The 18,091-nt window shown below is 34.8% G+C and carries 21 protein-coding genes; 15 read left to right on the forward strand and 6 right to left on the reverse strand.

The annotated features are described in order from the left end of the window. Positions 1-33: 33 nt before the first annotated feature. The 4 genes from KUA55_RS02175 to KUA55_RS02190 all read left to right on the forward strand — a co-directional run bounded on the left by KUA55_RS02175 (position 34) and on the right by KUA55_RS02190 (position 2,941). Positions 34-717, forward strand: a complete 684-nt coding sequence (locus tag KUA55_RS02175) for a uracil-DNA glycosylase (RefSeq protein ID WP_218324529.1) — start codon at positions 34-36, stop codon at positions 715-717. A 154-nt stretch (positions 718-871) separates the two neighbouring features. Continuing rightward, positions 872-1,855 (forward strand): phosphate acetyltransferase, encoded by a 984-nt coding sequence (pta, locus tag KUA55_RS02180; protein ID WP_218324530.1) that lies wholly within the window; start codon positions 872-874, stop codon positions 1,853-1,855. Positions 1,856-1,959: 104 nt separating this feature from the next. Beyond that, a complete protein-coding gene (gene tsaE, locus KUA55_RS02185) occupies positions 1,960-2,427 on the forward strand; it encodes a tRNA (adenosine(37)-N6)-threonylcarbamoyltransferase complex ATPase subunit type 1 TsaE (RefSeq protein ID WP_218324531.1) in 468 nt (155 codons plus the stop codon). Further along, positions 2,420-2,941 carry a GNAT family N-acetyltransferase gene (locus KUA55_RS02190; RefSeq protein ID WP_218324532.1) on the forward strand — a complete coding sequence of 174 codons (522 nt, stop codon included), beginning with the start codon at positions 2,420-2,422 and terminating at the stop codon, positions 2,939-2,941. Before tsaE ends, KUA55_RS02190 begins: the two co-directional genes overlap by 8 nt. Before the next feature lie 25 nt (positions 2,942-2,966). On the opposite strand, the gene KUA55_RS02195 is transcribed toward KUA55_RS02190, so the two are convergent. Both KUA55_RS02195 and KUA55_RS02200 read right to left on the reverse strand, forming a co-directional pair. Next, positions 2,967-3,500 (reverse strand): 3'-5' exonuclease, encoded by a 534-nt coding sequence (locus tag KUA55_RS02195; RefSeq protein WP_218324533.1) that lies wholly within the window; start codon positions 3,498-3,500, stop codon positions 2,967-2,969. Positions 3,501-3,513: 13 nt separating this feature from the next. After that, a complete protein-coding gene (locus KUA55_RS02200; protein ID WP_218324534.1) occupies positions 3,514-4,269 on the reverse strand; it encodes an exodeoxyribonuclease III in 756 nt (251 codons plus the stop codon). Between the two features lie 76 nt (positions 4,270-4,345). Here KUA55_RS02200 and KUA55_RS02205 point away from each other — a divergent pair, with 76 nt between their 5' ends. Beyond that, a complete protein-coding gene (locus tag KUA55_RS02205) occupies positions 4,346-5,257 on the forward strand; it encodes a Gfo/Idh/MocA family protein (protein WP_218324535.1) in 912 nt (303 codons plus the stop codon). Positions 5,258-5,321: 64 nt separating this feature from the next. Then, a complete protein-coding gene (gene murB, locus KUA55_RS02210; protein ID WP_425514586.1) occupies positions 5,322-6,236 on the forward strand; it encodes a UDP-N-acetylmuramate dehydrogenase in 915 nt (304 codons plus the stop codon). A gap of 4 nt (positions 6,237-6,240) precedes the next feature. Here murB and KUA55_RS02215 read toward each other — a convergent pair whose 3' ends face one another. The 4 genes from KUA55_RS02215 to KUA55_RS02230 are packed head-to-tail and all read right to left on the reverse strand — an operon-like array spanning position 6,241 to position 9,174. Next, positions 6,241-6,870, reverse strand: coding sequence for an ECF transporter S component (locus KUA55_RS02215; protein ID WP_218324537.1), 630 nt, complete (start codon positions 6,868-6,870; stop codon positions 6,241-6,243). 4 nt (positions 6,871-6,874) lie between these two features. After that, on the reverse strand, positions 6,875-7,420 hold the full coding sequence (gene coaC, locus KUA55_RS02220; protein ID WP_218324538.1) for a phosphopantothenoylcysteine decarboxylase: 546 nt from the start codon (positions 7,418-7,420) through the stop codon (positions 6,875-6,877). Then, positions 7,417-8,133, reverse strand: a complete 717-nt coding sequence (locus tag KUA55_RS02225) for a phosphopantothenate--cysteine ligase (protein ID WP_218324539.1) — start codon at positions 8,131-8,133, stop codon at positions 7,417-7,419. The genes coaC and KUA55_RS02225 overlap by 4 nt, the downstream gene beginning before the upstream one ends. A 48-nt stretch (positions 8,134-8,181) precedes the next feature. Then, positions 8,182-9,174, reverse strand: coding sequence for a YhdH/YhfP family quinone oxidoreductase (locus tag KUA55_RS02230; RefSeq protein ID WP_218324540.1), 993 nt, complete (start codon positions 9,172-9,174; stop codon positions 8,182-8,184). A gap of 202 nt (positions 9,175-9,376) precedes the next feature. Here KUA55_RS02230 and KUA55_RS02235 point away from each other — a divergent pair, with 202 nt between their 5' ends. The 9 genes from KUA55_RS02235 (at position 9,377) to KUA55_RS02275 (ending at position 18,062) form a co-directional block, all read left to right on the forward strand. Then, positions 9,377-9,919, forward strand: a complete 543-nt coding sequence (locus KUA55_RS02235; protein WP_218324541.1) for a helix-turn-helix domain-containing protein — start codon at positions 9,377-9,379, stop codon at positions 9,917-9,919. A 17-nt stretch (positions 9,920-9,936) separates the two neighbouring features. Then, entirely contained in the window at positions 9,937-11,025 is a 1,089-nt protein-coding gene (locus KUA55_RS02240; RefSeq protein WP_218324542.1) for an ABC transporter ATP-binding protein, read from the forward strand. Positions 11,026-11,034: 9 nt separating this feature from the next. After that, entirely contained in the window at positions 11,035-11,838 is an 804-nt protein-coding gene (locus KUA55_RS02245; RefSeq protein ID WP_218324543.1) for an ABC transporter permease, read from the forward strand. Further along, on the forward strand, positions 11,838-12,683 hold the full coding sequence (locus tag KUA55_RS02250) for an ABC transporter permease (RefSeq protein WP_218324544.1): 846 nt from the start codon (positions 11,838-11,840) through the stop codon (positions 12,681-12,683). Before KUA55_RS02245 ends, KUA55_RS02250 begins: the two co-directional genes overlap by 1 nt. Continuing rightward, positions 12,680-13,750, forward strand: a complete 1,071-nt coding sequence (locus tag KUA55_RS02255; protein WP_218324545.1) for an ABC transporter substrate-binding protein — start codon at positions 12,680-12,682, stop codon at positions 13,748-13,750. The genes KUA55_RS02250 and KUA55_RS02255 overlap by 4 nt, the downstream gene beginning before the upstream one ends. Before the next feature lie 360 nt (positions 13,751-14,110). Continuing rightward, positions 14,111-16,039 carry a BglG family transcription antiterminator gene (locus KUA55_RS02260; protein ID WP_246601348.1) on the forward strand — a complete coding sequence of 643 codons (1,929 nt, stop codon included), beginning with the start codon at positions 14,111-14,113 and terminating at the stop codon, positions 16,037-16,039. A gap of 4 nt (positions 16,040-16,043) precedes the next feature. Continuing rightward, complete coding sequence (locus KUA55_RS02265) at positions 16,044-16,349, forward strand: PTS lactose/cellobiose transporter subunit IIA (protein WP_218324546.1); 306 nt, start codon at positions 16,044-16,046, stop codon at positions 16,347-16,349. 22 nt (positions 16,350-16,371) lie between these two features. Further along, the gene (locus tag KUA55_RS02270) at positions 16,372-16,704 is read left to right on the forward strand and encodes a PTS sugar transporter subunit IIB (protein ID WP_218324547.1); all 333 of its coding nucleotides are present in this window, start codon (positions 16,372-16,374) and stop codon (positions 16,702-16,704) included. A gap of 11 nt (positions 16,705-16,715) precedes the next feature. Then, on the forward strand, positions 16,716-18,062 hold the full coding sequence (locus KUA55_RS02275; protein WP_218324548.1) for a PTS sugar transporter subunit IIC: 1,347 nt from the start codon (positions 16,716-16,718) through the stop codon (positions 18,060-18,062). Positions 18,063-18,091: the final 29 nt, after the last annotated feature.

Below are 18,091 nucleotides of genomic sequence, written 5' to 3' on the forward strand. Positions count from 1 at the left end.
ATGATGAACCCATAGGTATAAAGGAGCAAAAAAATGGAATTACTATTAGACAATAGTTGGCGTAAGGTTTTATCTGATCAATTTGAGCAGCCATATTTTTTTACGTTAACTAAATTTTTAGAAGAAGAATATCAAACACAAACAATTTTCCCACCACAGAATGAAATTTTTACAGCTTTAAATTTAACACCTTACGATCAAGTAAAAGTAGTGATTTTAGGACAAGACCCTTATCACGGTGGAGGACAAGCGCAAGGTTTGGCCTTTTCTGTCAAAAAAGGAGTAAAAATTCCGCCATCTTTAAGAAATATCTATAAAGAAATGGAAACAGACGTGGATATAAAGCCAGCCTCTCACGGAAATCTCATGAGTTGGGCACATCAAGGCGTGTTATTATTGAATACTGTTTTAACTGTTCGAGAAGGGGTTGCTTATTCTCATCGTGGACAGGGTTGGGAGCAATTTACTGACGAAATTATCCGGAAATTAAATCAGCGTGAACAACCAATTGTTTTTATTTTGTGGGGGAAGCCAGCACAAGAAAAAAGCAAAATGATTGATTTACAAAGGCATGCGATAATTTCGGCGCCACATCCATCACCATTATCAGCAAGGAGAGGATTTTTTGGATCTCAACCTTTTTCGAAAACTAATCAAATTTTAAAAAGTTGGGGAGAGCAACCAATTGATTGGGAACTATCTGAAACAGATGAATAATACAACGTTTTCTGTTATATAAGAGAAATTGTTAAAAGGCTTTCTTTGTTTATTCATTAGAATTTTTTTACTAATACAGCAAAATTTTTCTGTTTTTTTCTTATGAAGTGTTGTATGATGTTTGGTGTAAATAATTACTGGAGGGTTTATAACTGTGGAACTATTTGATAGCTTGAAATTTAAGATTGTTCGTCGCAACATTAAGATTGCTTTTCCGGAAGCAACTGATGCACGAATTTTAGGTGCTGCATCACGTTTGAAAGCCGAAGAACTAATGGAACCCATTTTAGTGGGGAATACAGAAGAAATTACAAAGGCAGCAGATGCTCGTGGTATTCGCGTAGCTAACTTTGAAATCATTGATCCTGATAAATTTGATCGTTGGGATGAAATGGTTGAAAGTTTTGTTGCACGTCGTAAAGGCAAAGTAACAAAAGAACAAGCTGAAAAAACATTAAAAGATGAAAACTATTTTGCAACAATGTTGACTTATATGGATATTACTGATGGTATGATCAGTGGTGCAATTCACTCAACCGGTGATACTGTTCGTCCAGCACTGCAAATTATTAAAACTAAACCAGGAATCAGCCGAACCAGCGGAGCGTTCTTAATGGTTCGTGGTCGTGACCAAGAAAAATATCTATTCTCTGACTGTGCGATTAACGTTAATCCAAATGCGCAAGAATTGGCTGAAATTGCTGCTGAATCAGCAAAAACAGCAGCATTATTCGACATTGATCCAAAAGTTGCGATGTTGAGTTTTTCAACTAAAGGTTCTGCGAGCTCAGAAGAAGTAGACAAAGTAGCAGAAGCAACTAAGATTGCGCAAAGTTTAGCACCAAATGTACCAATTGACGGTGAATTACAATTTGATGCAGCTTATATTCCAGCTGTAGCACAATTAAAGGCACCTGATTCAAAAGTAGCTGGAACAGCAACTGTCTTTGTCTTTCCAGAATTACAATCAGGAAACATCGGCTATAAAATTGCGCAACGTTTTGGTGGGTTTGAAGCAATTGGACCAATCCTACAAGGATTAAACAAACCAATTTCTGACCTTTCACGTGGTGCCAATGAAGAAGATGTTTACAAATTATCAATCATCACGGCAGCACAAACATTAATTGAAGACTAAAATTTGTTTTAAAGAGAAGCTCGTTATTTGGGCTTCTTTTTTTCGTAGAGATTACTTTGCTTCACCGACAGAAATCGTTATACTGTCAAAGAGGAGAGATGTAGATGATTTATTTAGCAGATGTGAATCAAAGTCAAAGACTAGGAGAAATCATTGGTCAGACTGCTGAAGCAAGCGATAATCTTGTGTTAACGGGAGATCTTGGTGCAGGAAAAACTACTTTGACTAAAGGAATAGCATTAGGCTTAGGGATTCAACAGATGGTTAAAAGTCCTACTTATACGATTATTCGTGAGTATCAGCAAGGTCGTTTACCTCTATATCATATGGATGTTTATCGAATTGAATCAGGTGCGGATGATTTAGGTTTAGATGATTATTTTGAAGGTGATGGCTTGTCGGTGATTGAGTGGGGCAAGCAATTAGGGGAATACATGCCGTTAGATTATTTAGAACTTATTTTAAATAAAGTCGATGATAATAGTCGCGAGATAGAATTAGTCGCTCACGGTAAAAAAGGACAGAAATTTGCTGAGCGCATCTTGAATGAATGGGAGAAAAAGTATGGATAATTTTGAAGTAATCATTCGTGAAGCGATTCCAAAAGATGCTGCTGAAATTTTAGCATTCACTAATATCGTTAATCAAGAGACAGATTTTATAGTCGTTGATGAGCTGGGGATTGAGTTGACCGAGGAATTACTTGCGATAAACCTAGAATCTATTTATGAGAGCGAAAATAATATTTTATTAGTGGCAGAAGTTAATGGTATGATTGTCGGTAATGCTTCAGTGAAAGCTAGCTCAGAAGCACCGATTCGACACGTTGGTGAAGTTGGAATGAGTATTTTTAAAGATTTCTGGGGAATGGGTTTAGGTACTATTTTACTAGAAGAGATAATTGCTTGGTCAGAAGAAACTGAAGTAATTTATCGATTAGAATTAACCGTGCAAGAAAGAAATCAACGAGCAATTCATTTGTATCAGAAATTAGGTTTTAAAGAAGAAGCTTCTTTGGAACGGGGCACAAGAAGTAATGATGGCGAATTTTTGACCGTATTATTGATGAGTAAAATGATAAACTAGCTTAGGCTCATGGCCTAAGCTAGTTTTATAAAGCTTTAACTAATTTTTTTAGTGGGTGGGTACCAAAATGTTCTGCTTGATACAATAGAATATTGGCACACGCTCGACTATCTTCTAAAGCATCATGGTGGTTCTTTAAAGGGATATCTAATTCATCACAGACCGTATTTAGCCGATGATTGTGCATTTCAGGAAACAGCCGCCGACTTGTTTGCACTGTACACAAGGATAAATAATGGGGCTGCGGAATATGATAATAATCCAGACAACCGGCTAAAATTTTTGTATCAAAACCGGCATTGTGAGCGACAATTAAGCGATTTTCTAAATAATAATGTTTAATCTGATCCCAAACTTCTGGAAATTCTGGTGCGTTTGCTACATCTTCTGGTTTAATACCATGAATTTGAATATTTTTCCAGAAAAAATCTGTCTGAGGTTTGATTAAGGTATAATATTCCCCAACTATTTTATCATTTTTTACCATGACAAGTGCTAAAGAACAGGCGCTGTGGGTCTGATAATTAGCTGTTTCAAAATCCATCGCAATAAAGTTCAAGTTGCTTCACCTCTTAAAGAGAAATATCTAATTCCACCGGACAATGGTCGCTACCCGTGATTTCTGTCCAAATTTTAGCATCAATTAATTGATTCTTCAGATCGTCAGAGACAACAAAATAATCAATCCGCCAACCAGCATTATTTTTACGGGCGTTAAAGCGGTAGCTCCACCAAGAATAAACGCCTTCTAAATCAGGATAGAAATAGCGGAAAGTATCAATATAGCCATTATCTAAAAGAATGCTGAATTTTTCACGTTCTTGTGGGCTGAAACCAGCATTTTTTTGGTTGGTTTTCCAGTTTTTTAAGTCAATATTTTCATGGGCGACATTTAAATCACCACAGAAAATGACGGGCTTTTTCGCTTTTAACTGATTTAAGTAATTTAGAAAAGCTTCTTCCCAAGTCATGCGATAATCTAATCGTTTTAACTCGTTTTGGGAATTTGGTGTGTAACAAGTGATTACATAATAATCTTGATATTCTAAAGTAATCAAGCGACCTTCTTGGTCATGTTCTTCCATTCCAAGACCGTAATGAACAGATAGAGCTTCGTGTTTTGTAAAAATAGCTGTCCCAGAATACCCCTTTTTTTCGGCATAATTCCAGTATTGATAATAGCCTGGTAGATCCATTTCAATCTGACCAGCTTGTAATTTGGTTTCTTGCAGACAGAAAAAGTCGGCATCTAATTGGTTAAAAACTTCCATAAAGTTCTTTTTCATAATTGCCCGTAGGCCGTTGACGTTCCACGAAATTAATTTCAAAATGATTCCTCCTGTACGAATTGTAATATACTTATTTTAAACGAAATAATTTTTAAAAGAAAGAAGGAAAACTTAAATGAAAATAGGTGTTATTGGTATTGGTGGTATTGCTCAAAAAGCATACTTACCTACTTATTTAAAGATACGCAATCAAGCAGATTTTTATTTTGCTTCTAGTAATGAAATGACTCGTAAATCATTAGCAGCGCAATTTAGTTTTAGTGAAGTTTATCAAGATTTAAATGAATTAATGACGCAAGGAATCGAAGCTTGTTTGATTCATGCGGCTACAAAAGCCCATTATCAACTGGCAAAGACTTGCTTGGAAAATAATATCTCGGTCTTTATCGATAAACCTATTAGTGAGAATTATCAAGAAGTCAAGGAATTGTTAACATTAGCAGAAGAAAAAAATCTGATTTTTATGGCAGGATTTAATCGACGTTTTGCGCCAAAAGTAGTTGCGCTAAAGGAAATGCCTAATAAGAGAACAATTCATTTAGAAAAAAATGAAACCAGTCATTCGCTAGCGACTGAATACGGCATTTATGATTTATTTATTCATTTAGTCGATACGGCAGTTTATTTGCTAGATGACGAGATTATAAAAATGACTGGTAAAGTGAAAGAAACCGATGGAATGATGACCTATGCACATATGCATTTATCGACAAAACAAACAGAATGCTTTATCTCGATGGATTTACAAAGTGGTGCCAAATATGAACGCTATCAAGTAACCAATTCAGAAAAAACAGCAATGGTCGAAAATTTGACCGATTATCAAGAAATCAGAGGAAGAGACATTACGATTGAACAGTTTTCCGATTGGGAAACGACCTTGTTTAAACGTGGATTTGAACAAATAGTGGAGCAATTTGTGGCAGCTGTAAAGCATGAATCGCATGATTTAAAGCAAAGAGATGTTCTTTCAAGTCATCGCTTATGTGCTGAATTGTTAGCCCAACATTTTCGTCATACAATTTAATCTGGTGAATTTATTTTGACCATGATAGAATATATCAGATGTCATGTGTAAGGGAGCAGAAGACGTGTACCAAATTTTAGAAAAATATCCAGAAATAAAAATTTTAAAAAATGAACCATTAGCAAACTATACTTTTACTAAAACCGGCGGACCTGTTGATTTATTAGCTTTTCCAAAAAACAATCAAGAAGTTCAAAATTTAGTTACCGCTTGTCAACAAGCAAACATTCCATGGTTAGTTTTGGGAAATGCTAGTAATCTAATTGTCCGAGATGGCGGAATTCGTGGAGTGGTTATTATTTTGACAGAGATGAAAGAAATTTCAGTGTCTGATGAAATGATCACAGCACAAGCTGGTGCGAAATTAATTGATACAACTTATTTGGCATTAGAAAATAATTTAAGTGGCTTTGAATTTGCTTGTGGCATTCCAGGAAGTGTTGGTGGAGCGGTCTTTATGAACGCAGGAGCTTATGATGGCCAATTGCAAGATGTGTTTTATGATGCAGAAATTTTATTGCCAAATGGTTCTATCGAAACTTGGACAGCTAGTCAAATGGACTTTGCCTATCGTCATTCGAAAGTTCAAGAAAACCCAGTCGTTGTTTTAAGTGCGCGATTTAAATTAGCTAAAGGCGATTATGCTTTGATCCAAAAAAGAATGGAAGAATTAACGGAATTACGCCAGTTAAAACAGCCATTAGAATATCCATCCTGCGGTAGTGTTTTTAAACGGCCAGTTGGTCATTTTACTGGGAAATTAATCCAAGATGCTGGGCTACAAGGCTTGATCTGGGGTGGTGCGCAAATTTCTAAAAAACATGCAGGTTTTATTGTTAATATTAACCAGGCCACTGCAACAGATTACACTGAATTAATTGCCCATATTCAATCTGTCATCAAAGAAAAATTCGATGTGGATTTAGAAACAGAAGTGAGAATTATCGGTGAAGAACCAAAAGAAGAGTCTGAGAATTAATTTCTCAGGCTCTTCTTTTCATTAGTCTTAATAAGATGGCTGCGACGGCCGTCGTTAAAATACCAGCAACTACAGCTTCTACAATGCCGCTACCAAAGACAATTCCTAAAATCAAACCTAAAACAGTATTGGCGGCAACCTCCATTGCTTGAGCATAACTATCTTTGAAGAATATAAAGATTAGGCCCATGACTAAAATTGTATTGGTCATAGAACCAACCAATCCCGCTAAGAATAAACTTAAGCCACCAGCTTTTTCATTCAAGATTTTTTGTCCACCTTTATAAACAAAATAAGGGACAATACCAACTAAAATACGTGGAATGACTGCGACGATTAGCGCGCGCCAATCACCATGTCCAGTTAATGGATTGGCAATTAGTGGAGAGAACGCAAAAGACATCGGTGTAATAATAATGGTTGAGCGAATAATGCTCATGACCCCAAAAATCCCACCTAAACTGCCACCAATTTTGGGTCCTAAAACAATTGATGCAATTATTACTGGAACATGCATCGTGGTTGCATTAATCGGACCAATCGGAATAAATCCTAAAGGCGTTACCGCCAAAATAATCATGACTGCTAAAAACATCGCAGTCAAAGCAAAATTTCTGACACTCATATTTTTCATGTTGCTATCCCTTCAAGTTCGATAATACTTCTTCTACAATATCTGAAACTGTCGCTAAAGCGCCACGACCATAATCCCCACATGCTAGCAGAGCTTCTCGTGGTTTAATTTCCTTAAAACCAGCCAAATCAGTTAGAGTCGCTAAATTTTTTTGCATAATCGGATTTTGATACATATAAGTATTCATTGCCGGTGCAATCAACTTCGGTGTTTCAGGTAAAAGAGCAAGTGCTACTGTTGATAATAAATCATCAGCAATCCCGTTGGCAAGTTTTCCTATTGTATTTGCTGAAGCTGGTGCAATTAAAAATAAATCGGCTTGCTTAGCTAGTTGAATATGATTAATTAAAGCTGGATCAATTTCCTCCATCACGTCCAAATGAACAGGACGGTGAGACAAAGATTGAATCGTAAGAGGTGTGATGAATTTTGTGGCACTGTCAGTCATCACAACATCGACTTGATAGCCTAATTTTGTTAACTCATTGGTTAAATCGGCAGCTTTGTAAGCAGATATACTGCCTGAGACACCTAATAAAATAGTTTTCATTTTGTTTCCTCCGTTACTGCTTGAATAATTAATTCGGCAATTTCTGATTTGGTTTTGGCTTCTTTAACTTTTCCATTTTTATTCAATAAGTAACCATGATGATTTTCTCCAGAAATTTCAGTTAAATCATTGGCTAAAACAAAATCAGCTTGATTTTTCTCCAGACTGGCTTTAGCGACATTTAATAGCTCTATCATTGGGACGTCAACTAATAATTTAAAACCAACTAAGATCGTTTCTGGTTGGATTTTTTTAACTATCGAAATCACTTTTGGGTTTTGCTTCAAAATGATGACTAAATGATCAGTATTAGAAGAAATTTTCTTTTCAGTTCGACTATCGGCAGCTACTTTTAGAGCATTGGCTAAATCAGTTGGATTTTTTGAAATTGTTTCTTCCAAAGTTTCCATAGTGACAGAACTTTCAGGAGTAAAATCGCTGACCGCCATACTATGAATGACTGCTTGATAAGGATTTTTTTCTAGTAACTCGGTCATTTTTTTTGCTAAATCAGTGGTTGATTCAATCAAATAAATTTTGATATTGTCACCTTTAGGCTGTAACGCTTGTTTTGTTGTAATGTAATCAATTTCTACTTCTTTGGGAAATTTTTCGGCAATCGTTTGACCTAGACGTCCGCTAGAATGATTAGTAATCGAACGGACATCATCAATTTTTTCAGCCGTTCCACCAGCAGTAATTAAGATACGCATGTTGATTTCCTCCTAATATTGAATAAGACAATAAAATTAAAAAAATGTTTAAACAGATGGCGTATTTAATTCAACGATGGTACGTCCAACGTGAGTACCTGCCAGTAAACTTTCTGCGACATCAGGTAATTTTTCCAAAGTTGTCGTATTGATAGTCAAAGTTTCAGGGACTTGCCAATTGCCTAATTCCTCCCAAACTGGTAGCCGTTTTTCTAAAGGTACATTGACAGAATCAATTCCTAATAAATTGACACTTCTTAAAATAAAAGGCAAGACAGTTGTGTTTAATTTAATTCCAGCAGCATTTCCGCAAAGGGCTAAACTACCTCCATAGCCGACAAAAGGAATTAACTGACTTAATAAATCGCCACCAACAGAATCAATTACAAAATCAAATAGCTGTTTACTTAAAGGTCGAGCTTTTTCTGGCAAAAAGCTTTGTGGTTGTAAAACCTCGCTCGCACCTAATTTTTTTAATTCATCGATTTTAGTTTCTTTTCGGCTTAAAGCAATAATATTTTTGATTTCTAATTCTTTTAAAAAATGTATTGCAAAACTACCAACACCACCGGTAGCTCCAGTAACTAAAACACGGCTATCAGAATTTAATCCATGTTTTTTCAAAGCATCCACTGCCAACGCCGCAGTAAATCCAGCTGTGCCAAAAATCATCGCATCTTTTTCACTTAAATTTTTCGGTAAGTGAACCAACCATTCTCCTGGAATAACCGCTAATTGACTAAAGCCACCATCATGAGCAACTCCGATATCAAAACCATTAGCGATGACCGTATCACCAACTTCAAAATCTGGATGATTAGAAACTAAAACTGTCCCAGCTAAATCAATCCCCGGAGTGATCGGGTAGTAACGTAAAACCCCGGTATTATCTCTTGTGGCTAAAGCATCTTTATAATTCACACTGGAATAATTGATGGAAAGCAATACCTCATTTTCTTTTGGTTGTGGTTTTTCAAAATTTTCAATTTGGTACGATACAGTTTGATCTTTGGATACACGAAATCTTTTATAGGTTGGCATTAATTGGTGCTCCCTTCAAACAATTTTATACCATCTATATTAGCGAAAAAAAGACGAAAAGCCAAATGAATCTGCTTTATTTTTTTGTTTAAAAGATTCTCATAAAAGGGATGGTTGTCTTGCATTTTAGGATAATCTTCGTATACTTGAATAGTTGTATTAAACTCTAAGTTTACTAATACCAAACACAAGGAGTAAATATATGAAAATTGGCGAGAAATTAAAAAATTTACGGGTTCAAAAAAATTTGACTCAGGAAGAGCTAGGCGAAAGAACCGATTTATCTAAAGGGTATATCTCACAATTGGAGAATGATGTCTCATCACCTTCAATGGAAACTTTTTTTGATATTTTAGCTGTTTTAGGTGTGACGCCAGAGCAATTCTTTAGTCAAAAAAATGTCAATCAAAAAATTGTTTATTCAGATGAAGAAATGACCTTTTATCATGATGAATCCAATGGGTATCAAATCAAATGGTTGATTCCAGAATCAAATGAAAAAGAAATGGAACCTATTTTGCTAACTTTTGAAAAAAATGGACAATATAAACAATTTGCACCTTCATTATCAGAGACATTTATTTATGTGTTAGCTGGCAAGGTTACTTTGCAATTTGGCGAGGATGATTACATAGCCAATGCAGGAGAGAGTATTTATTATGAAGCTAGTAAACCTCATCGTTTGCAAAATGCAGCGAATGGCAAAAGTCAGCTATTGATTGTAGCGACAGATTCTTATTTATAGAAGTTAGGAGTGAAGAAATGACAAACACAATTATTTCTTTTAAAGATGTAGTTAAAAAATATGATGATGATGTACCGGTGTTGAAAAAAATCAATTTTGATATTGAGGAAGGTCGCTTTTATACTTTGTTGGGACCTTCTGGCTGCGGTAAAACGACTATTCTAAGAATTATTGCTGGATTTACCGATGCAACTGAAGGTGATATTTTTCTTGAAGGCAAACGGATGAATGATGTACCAGCAAATAAACGGCAAGTTAACACCGTTTTTCAAGATTACGCTTTGTTTCCTCATATGAATGTTTTTGACAATGTTGCCTTTGGTCTAAAAATCAAACGTTTAAATAAAAAAGAGATTGAGAAAAAAGTTTTAGAAGCTTTGAAATTGGTACAGTTGGAAGGCTATGAACATCGTGAAATCAGCGAAATGTCTGGTGGACAACGCCAACGAGTGGCTATCGCACGAGCGATTATTAATGAACCCAAAATTTTATTATTAGACGAACCTTTATCAGCATTGGATTTAAAATTACGGACAGACATGCAATATGAATTACGAGAATTGCAAAAACGCTTAGGAATTACTTTTATTTTTGTGACCCATGATCAAGAAGAAGCTTTAGCCATGAGCGATGAAATTTTTGTGATGAATAAGGGTAGAATTGTTCAAAGTGGTACACCAGTTGATATTTATGATGAACCGATTAATCATTTTGTCGCTGATTTTGTAGGAGAAAGTAATATTGTCAAAGGTACGATGATTGAAGATAATTTAGTAGAATTTGTTGGGAAAAAATTTGAATGTGTTGATGGTGGGATGCGGCCAAATGAGTCTGTAGAAGTAGTACTACGACCAGAAGATTTAACTTTGACGACACCAGAAAAAGGGAAGTTAGTTGTAACTGTCGATAGTCAATTATTCCGTGGTGTTCATTATGAAATGAATGGCATTGACTCTGATGGAAATGAGTGGATGGTTCATTCGACCAAAAAAGCTAAAAAGGGCAGTCAAGTTGGTTTGTATTTTGAACCAGAAGATATCCATGTAATGCGTTTCAATGAATCAGAAGAAGAATTTGATGCTCGTTTAGAAAGCTATGAAGATTAGGAGGAACTTATGAAAAATATGCGTCGTTTTTATTCCGTTCCTTACTTTTTTTGGCTGTTATTCTTTGTAATTGCCCCCGTGATTTTAATTGTTTATCAATCTTTCTTTGATATGTCGGGACATTTTACTTTAGATAATTATCGGACCTATCTGACTTCTAGTACTTATTTAAGAATGACTCTGAATTCGGTGGTTTTTGCCTTTTTGATTACCTTATTTACTTTATTCTTGAGTTATCCAACTGCTTATTTTTTGTCTCGTCTAAAACATCGGCAACTTTTTTTACTGCTGGTAATTTTACCGACATGGGTAAATTTATTATTGAAAGCTTATGCTTTTATCGGGATTTTTAGTGCCAATGGTTCAGTCAATGATTTCCTTAGTTTCATTGGGATTGGACCGAAGCAGCTATTATTTACTGATTTTAGCTTTATGTTTGTAGCTGCCTATATTGAACTTCCTTTTATGATTATGCCAATTTTTAATGCATTGGAAGAAATCAACCCTTCATTAATTAGTGCCAGTCGTGATTTAGGAGCAAATAATTTTGAAACCTTTCGGCGAGTGATTTTCCCGCTATCATTAAATGGAGTAAAAAGTGGTGTGCAAGCTGTATTTATTCCATCCTTGTCACTATTTATGCTGACTCGTTTAATCGGTGGCAATCGGGTAATCACTTTAGGAACTGCGATTGAAGAACATTTCTTGGTGACTCAAAATTGGGGCATGGGTTCAACAATTGGAGTGATTTTAATTTTAGCAATGTTTATTGTCATGATGTTAACGGGTGAGAGAAAGCGAGGGCGTAATTAATGAAGAAGAATAAATTTTCATGGGCAAACATTTATTTAATAGTTATTTTTGTTTTGCTGTATTTGCCGATTTTTTATTTAATTTTCTATTCATTTAACGCAGGCGGCAATATGAGCAACTTTACTCATTTTACTTGGGAACATTATCAGAATTTATTTGCTGATAGTCGTTTGATTAGTATTGTGTTGCAAACTTTTGTTTTAGCTTTTTTGTCAGCCTTAATTGCTACAGCGATAGGCACTTTTGGCGCAATGTCAATTTACTATACAAGAAAACGCGGCTCTCGCAATGCGTTATTAGGTTTGAATAATATTTTAATGGTTTCACCGGATGTAATTATCGGTGCCAGTTTCTTAATCTCATTTACGATGTTAGGTGGTTGGATTCGCTCGTTTCAACTAGGATTTTTCAGTGTGCTGATTTCCCATGTGGCGTTTAGTATTCCGATAGTGGTCTTGATGGTTTTACCGAAATTACGAGAAATGAATGATTCTATGATTGACGGAGCAAGAGATTTAGGGGCAAATAATTGGCAAGTTTTAAAAAACATTATTTTACCATTTTTGACTCCAGGAGTGATTGCGGGTTATTTCATGGCTTTCACTTATTCCTTAGATGACTTTGCCGTAACTTTCTTTGTAACCGGAAATGGTTTTACTACAATGTCTGTGGAAATTTATTCGCGAGCCCGTCAAGGAATCAGTTTGGAAATTAATGCCTTATCGACACTTGTCTTTATCTTCTCACTCATTTTAGTTGTAGGTTATTATTTTATTAGTCGCGACAATTCGAAAAAAAGCCGCAAACGCAAACGGGATTTTGAGGAGGTGGCAGTACTGAAATGAGAAAACTATACGCTTTATTCATTGGTGTGATTGGGATCATTTGTATTTTATCGTTAGCTGTTTGGCAAATTAATCGTAGCAGCAATGCTAGTTCAAAGGTCTTAAATATATACAATTGGGGCGATTACATTGATCCAAAATTACTAGCTAAATTTGAAAAAGAATATGGCTACAAAGTCAATTATGAAACCTTTGATTCTAACGAAGCAATGGAAGCCAAAATTAAACAAGGCGGTACCGCCTATGATATAGCAATTCCTAGCGAATACATGATTCAAAAAATGAAAAAAGAAAAGTTACTGTTGAAACTAGATCATAGTAAAATTAAAGGACTGGAAAATATCGATGCTCGTTTTCTAGATCAATCTTTTGATGAGAACAATACTTTTTCAGTTCCGTATTTTTGGGGAACTTTAGGCATTGTTTACAATGATAAATTTATTTCTGGTGAAAAAATCCAACATTGGGATGATTTATGGCGGTCAGAATTAAAAAATAATATTATGCTGATTGATGGGGCGCGTGAAGTCATGGGCTTATCATTAGATAGTTTAGGAGACTCCATCAATAGTAAAAATATGAAACAGCTAAATCAGGCAGTAGATAAATTAAATACTTTAACACCAAATGTTAAGGCAATTGTTGCTGATGAAATTAAAATGTATATGGCTAATGAAGAAAGTGCGGTAGCAGTAACATTTTCTGGTGAAGCCGCTGATATGATGGCAGAAAATAGTCATCTTCATTACGTTATTCCGTCAGAAGGCTCCAATCTTTGGTTTGATAATATTGTCATCCCTAAAACATCAAAAAACCAAGCAGGCGCCTACGATTTTATTAATTTCATGCTACAACCAAAAAATGCTGCTCAAAACGCAGAATATATTGGTTACTCAACACCTAATGAAAAAGCACTAGCACTATTACCAAAGGAAATCTCAAATGATCCGCAGTTTTATCCTGATGATGAAACGATTAGCCACTTGGAGGTTTATAAAGATTTAGGCTCAGAGTATTTACAGATTTATAATGATTTGTATTTAGAGTTTAAGATGTATCGGAAATAACATAATCGAAGTATTTAAAACGGCCATAGTTGCCGTTTTTTTTTTGACTAATTATTACGGGAAAATAATCATGTGTTTTTAAAAGAATATGTGATGTTCGCCAAGTACTAATACAGCTTTCAGAAAAATACATTTATAATCTTAAAAAGAAGTGTTTTATAGGTTTAAAAAAAATATTTCAAAGAATAAATAAGGAATTCATCTCATGTATAAACTTTTAGTTTAGTTATTTTAAGATGACGATATGCTATAATCAACCTTCAAAATAATATGAGACTTTTTTTGCAAATTTTGGCTGCAAGATTTGCCATTTTAAATAAAGGGCTTACATTATATAGTTTGATTTGTAAGGAGGAGCATATGATGAGGCAAGAGCGAATAGTTGAATATTTATATCTCCAAGATCAGATTGTTACGCCTCAAAAAATTGCTGATGCATTCGGCATTTCTGAAAGAACCTTAGCGAATGATATTAAACTAATCAACGCTATCGGAAAATCTGCAGGTTTCGCTTTAAAAAGAATTCGAGGGAGTGGCTATCAATTAGTGATTGTCTCTGAAGTAAAATTTCAGAGCTTTTTAACAGATAGTTTTCATGACGAACTAATTGACAGTACTAGTCCAGAGCAAAGGATCAAAAGTAGCTTGATTGTTTTATTGTTCAGCGAAGATTTTATTACTTTACAAGAATTAGCTGATTATCTAGTAGTCAGTTTATCAACTATTAAGACCGATATGAAAAAAGTAGAAGCATTTTGTAAAAAATATCAGTTGAAATTATATAGTAAAGCTCATTATGGATTAAAAATTACCGGCTCAGAAATGCAAAAGCGAAAAGCAATTTTAGACCTACTTAGAAAAAATATAAAACTACCTATGCTGACCGAGAAGTATCAAGAGTTCAATAGAATATTTGATGAAGCTGATTTACGAAATTTTCTGCAGCAGCAAATACAGCTGAATCATTTAAAAGTTAGTGATATCGTTTTTGAGAACGTGATGCAGCATATTAAATTATTGAGTTTTCGGATGCTTCAACACAATACACTTTCTGACGAAGAAAATTTTAATTCTCAGATTCAGGATACTTATGATCAATTGACCAAAAATTTGCTTCAGTACTTAACAGATCACTATCAATTAAGTTTTAGTCAATCGGAAAAAATTTATTTGAAAGAACAATTACGAGGAAAGTTTACAGTTTTAAAAAATCAAACTGATAATCATCACCTTGTTGATAAAATACATCAGGCACTGAAAATAATTGATCGTCGTTATCAAACAAGCTTTAGCAACGACGAAGAATTAGCTAATGCTTTATTGATGCATGTGGCGCCGCTACTGCAACGATTGTATACGGGCCATCAGTTGGAAAATCCTTTAATTGAAGATATCTACACTCAATATGCCAATGTCTTTAGTTTGGCACTAACATTTATCGATTTATTAAACGAAGGTTCAGACGTCAAAATCAGTAAAGATGAGATTGGCTACGTGGCAATTTATTTTGCTGCAAGTTTGGAAAAGTATGCCAATCAAGTAGTTGATGATTATCAAAAAATTGCAGTTATTTGTGCAACCGGAGGCGGGGCTTCTTATTTGCTAAAAGTGAATTTGGAACGCTTATTTGCCAAAGCAGAGGTCACTACTTTTGCTTTAAATGAAATTAGTCGAATAGGAAATCAATATGATTTATTGATTTCAACTGTGCCGTTAGAAACAGATCAAATTGATTTGCCAGTTATTTTTACTAAGCCGATTTTAAATGCCAAGGATCTTTCTAAAATAGAAAAGGATTTAACGATTTTACGGGAATCACAAAAACATGGCCGAGATGCGAATCAAATTGTGCTGGATCTTTTTAAAGAGGAATGGTTTAGACTTTCTTACGAGAATTCTGATTATTTAACTCTTTTACAAAATGAAGCAGTTAAGTTAGAAAAATTTGAAGTAGCTAAACCGGGTTTTGCTAAGAGTGTATTGGAACGGGAAAATTTAATTGACACAATTTACCAAAAAGGTATCGCCGGTCCCCATCCAATGGAGCAAGGAGCCACAAAAGAAGTAATCAATCTCATTTTATTAAAAAATCCACTGAATTATCACGGTAAAGAAGTCAAAATTATTTTTTTAATCAATATAAAAAAAGATCATTTAACACTTCATAAAGAAATTAGTCATTTGATGATTCAAATGATGGATGATCCAGAATTAAATAATCAATTAGCAAAAATAAATTCGTATAACGAGTTTATCACTTATATAAAAAGCTTGATGAAAGAAGGATAACAACATGACCAACCAAGAAATGGACATTTTTAAAATTATTTCGGCGGCAGGAGATTCAAGAGGTGCTGCTTTTGAAGCTTTGCGTTTTGCACGACAAGGTGACTTTACTGCAGCTGATAACAAAATGAAGGAAGCAAAAGAAAAAAGTATCGCAGCTCATGATGTCCAGACAAAATTGATTACTGCAGAAATAAATGGGGATAAAACTGAAACTTCTTTATTGATGGTTCATGCGCAAGACCATTTAATGAATAGCATTTTAGCACGAGATCTGATTGAAGAAATGATTGAGATGTTACGAGAAAAGTAATAAATAAAAGGAGGAAATATAAATGAAAACGTTATTAGTTTGTGCCGGAGGTTTTTCAACAACCATGATGATGGAGTCCATGAAAAAAGTTGTTAAAGAATCTCAAAAGTTAGAGGAAGCGGATTATCCGATGGAAGCAATCGGAATCGACAAATTGGATCGTTATATCAATGATTACGATGTCATTTTAGTCGGACCACAATTGAGCCATAAATATGAATTTATAAAAACAGAAGCGGATAAAGTGAATAAACCAACTGTGCTTTTGACTTCAGATATCTATGGTTCAATGGATGGAGCGACTGTCATGAAACAAGCATTGGTTGCTTATCGAAAAAATCAAGCGCAAGCATAGGAGGCTAAAAAATGGGAAATCCACAAAAACAAAGTGCATTTGACAAGGTTGAAGGATTTATTCGAAAAACGTTGGTGCCAGTTGCTAATAAAGTAGATAACAATCCCTACTTAACAGCAATTAAAAAAGGGATGGTGGTAATGACACCAGTCTTATTATTGGGATCTATTGCAGCAATTTTCCCATCGATTCCTGAATTCATAAAAACGCAAGCGGTTGCAAATTGGTTTGAAACTTATGGCTATATTTTTAGTATTATTTCAAAAGTTTCGCTAGGTCTGGTTGGTTTGTATGCAGTGTTGGCAATATCTTATTTTTTAAGTGAAAACTATAAGCTTTATACAGTCGGCTCCATGATGCTTTCTGCGATTGCCTTTTTAATAGTAGCAATGGATGTTGATGAAAACGGGAATATTATTGCTAGCTATTTAGACTCAAAAGGATTATTTACCGCTATTTTTGTAGCTATTATTTCAGTTAAAATTTATCAATTCTTCACGAAACATAAACTGGTAATTAAGATGCCAGAAGGGGTACCGGATTTTGTCTCCAGCTCTTTTGAATTAATTACGCCAACTGCAACAATCGGGATTTTATTTATTGTCATTCGTGCAGTAACTGATAGCTTGTCTGGTGGTGTTTTATTACCTCAAGTAATTATGGATGTTTTAGCACCAGCTATTGGTAGTTTAGATTCTCTTTGGATTATTTATATCGTCTTGGTTTTACGTTTAGTTTTTTGGTTTTTCGGAATTCATTCTGCCGTATTGTCACCAATTTTATCACCAATTGCTGTTCAATATTTATCTGAAAATATTGCTGCTCACGAAGCTGGACAACCGTTGACTCATGTTATTACAAATGGAACGTTATCTGCTTTTGCTAATTTTACCGGTTCAGGCGTAACAATGGGACTGGTTATTGCGATGTTAATTAGCCGATCGGCTCGATATAAAAAAGTTGGTGCGGTTGCTTTACTACCGTCTCTATTCGGAATTAATGAGCCCGTTTTATTCGGGGTACCGATTATTCTAAATCCAGTATTAATGATTCCATTTATTTTTGGAGGCGCCTTTGTGGGAATGTTACCAATGATTGCGATGAAATTAGGATTTTTAAACTTTCCAATTTTTGATCCACCATATGTGCCGATTTTTATGGAAGGATTTTTAACTGGTTTTGACTGGCGAGCAATTATTATTCAAGTGGTTCAAATTGCGTTGTCGTTTGGTTTGTATCTACCATTTTTCAAAGTTTTAGAAAAACAAGAATTGGACCGTGAAGCAGAGAATATTGCTAAATCAAATCAAATAATTAGTGATGAAGATGAACAATATTTAACGGATATTGATTTTTAAACAACCGGGACAGTTTAAAAGCTGTCCTT

This window comes from Enterococcus alishanensis, from assembly GCF_019218635.1.
GTDB classification, from domain to species: Bacteria; Bacillota; Bacilli; order Lactobacillales; family Enterococcaceae; genus Enterococcus_A; species Enterococcus_A alishanensis.

What these genes read in the sequence shown, in the direction of transcription:
- KUA55_RS02175 (WP_218324529.1), top strand. Translation starts at nt 34, where the DNA reads ATGGAATTACTATTAGACAATAGTTGGCGTAAGGTTTTATCTGATCAA.
- tsaE (WP_218324531.1), top strand. Translation starts at nt 1,960, where the DNA reads ATGATTTATTTAGCAGATGTGAATCAAAGTCAAAGACTAGGAGAAATC.
- KUA55_RS02190 (WP_218324532.1), top strand. Translation starts at nt 2,420, where the DNA reads ATGGATAATTTTGAAGTAATCATTCGTGAAGCGATTCCAAAAGATGCT.
- KUA55_RS02205 (WP_218324535.1), top strand. Translation starts at nt 4,346, where the DNA reads ATGAAAATAGGTGTTATTGGTATTGGTGGTATTGCTCAAAAAGCATAC.
- KUA55_RS02215 (WP_218324537.1), bottom strand. Translation starts at nt 6,870, where the DNA reads ATGAAAAATATGAGTGTCAGAAATTTTGCTTTGACTGCGATGTTTTTA.
- coaC (WP_218324538.1), bottom strand. Translation starts at nt 7,420, where the DNA reads ATGAAAACTATTTTATTAGGTGTCTCAGGCAGTATATCTGCTTACAAA.
- KUA55_RS02225 (WP_218324539.1), bottom strand. Translation starts at nt 8,133, where the DNA reads ATGCGTATCTTAATTACTGCTGGTGGAACGGCTGAAAAAATTGATGAT.
- KUA55_RS02230 (WP_218324540.1), bottom strand. Translation starts at nt 9,174, where the DNA reads ATGCCAACCTATAAAAGATTTCGTGTATCCAAAGATCAAACTGTATCG.
- KUA55_RS02235 (WP_218324541.1), top strand. Translation starts at nt 9,377, where the DNA reads ATGAAAATTGGCGAGAAATTAAAAAATTTACGGGTTCAAAAAAATTTG.
- KUA55_RS02240 (WP_218324542.1), top strand. Translation starts at nt 9,937, where the DNA reads ATGACAAACACAATTATTTCTTTTAAAGATGTAGTTAAAAAATATGAT.
- KUA55_RS02245 (WP_218324543.1), top strand. Translation starts at nt 11,035, where the DNA reads ATGAAAAATATGCGTCGTTTTTATTCCGTTCCTTACTTTTTTTGGCTG.
- KUA55_RS02250 (WP_218324544.1), top strand. Translation starts at nt 11,838, where the DNA reads ATGAAGAAGAATAAATTTTCATGGGCAAACATTTATTTAATAGTTATT.
- KUA55_RS02255 (WP_218324545.1), top strand. Translation starts at nt 12,680, where the DNA reads ATGAGAAAACTATACGCTTTATTCATTGGTGTGATTGGGATCATTTGT.
- KUA55_RS02260 (WP_246601348.1), top strand. Translation starts at nt 14,111, where the DNA reads ATGATGAGGCAAGAGCGAATAGTTGAATATTTATATCTCCAAGATCAG.
- KUA55_RS02265 (WP_218324546.1), top strand. Translation starts at nt 16,044, where the DNA reads ATGACCAACCAAGAAATGGACATTTTTAAAATTATTTCGGCGGCAGGA.
- KUA55_RS02270 (WP_218324547.1), top strand. Translation starts at nt 16,372, where the DNA reads ATGAAAACGTTATTAGTTTGTGCCGGAGGTTTTTCAACAACCATGATG.
- KUA55_RS02275 (WP_218324548.1), top strand. Translation starts at nt 16,716, where the DNA reads ATGGGAAATCCACAAAAACAAAGTGCATTTGACAAGGTTGAAGGATTT.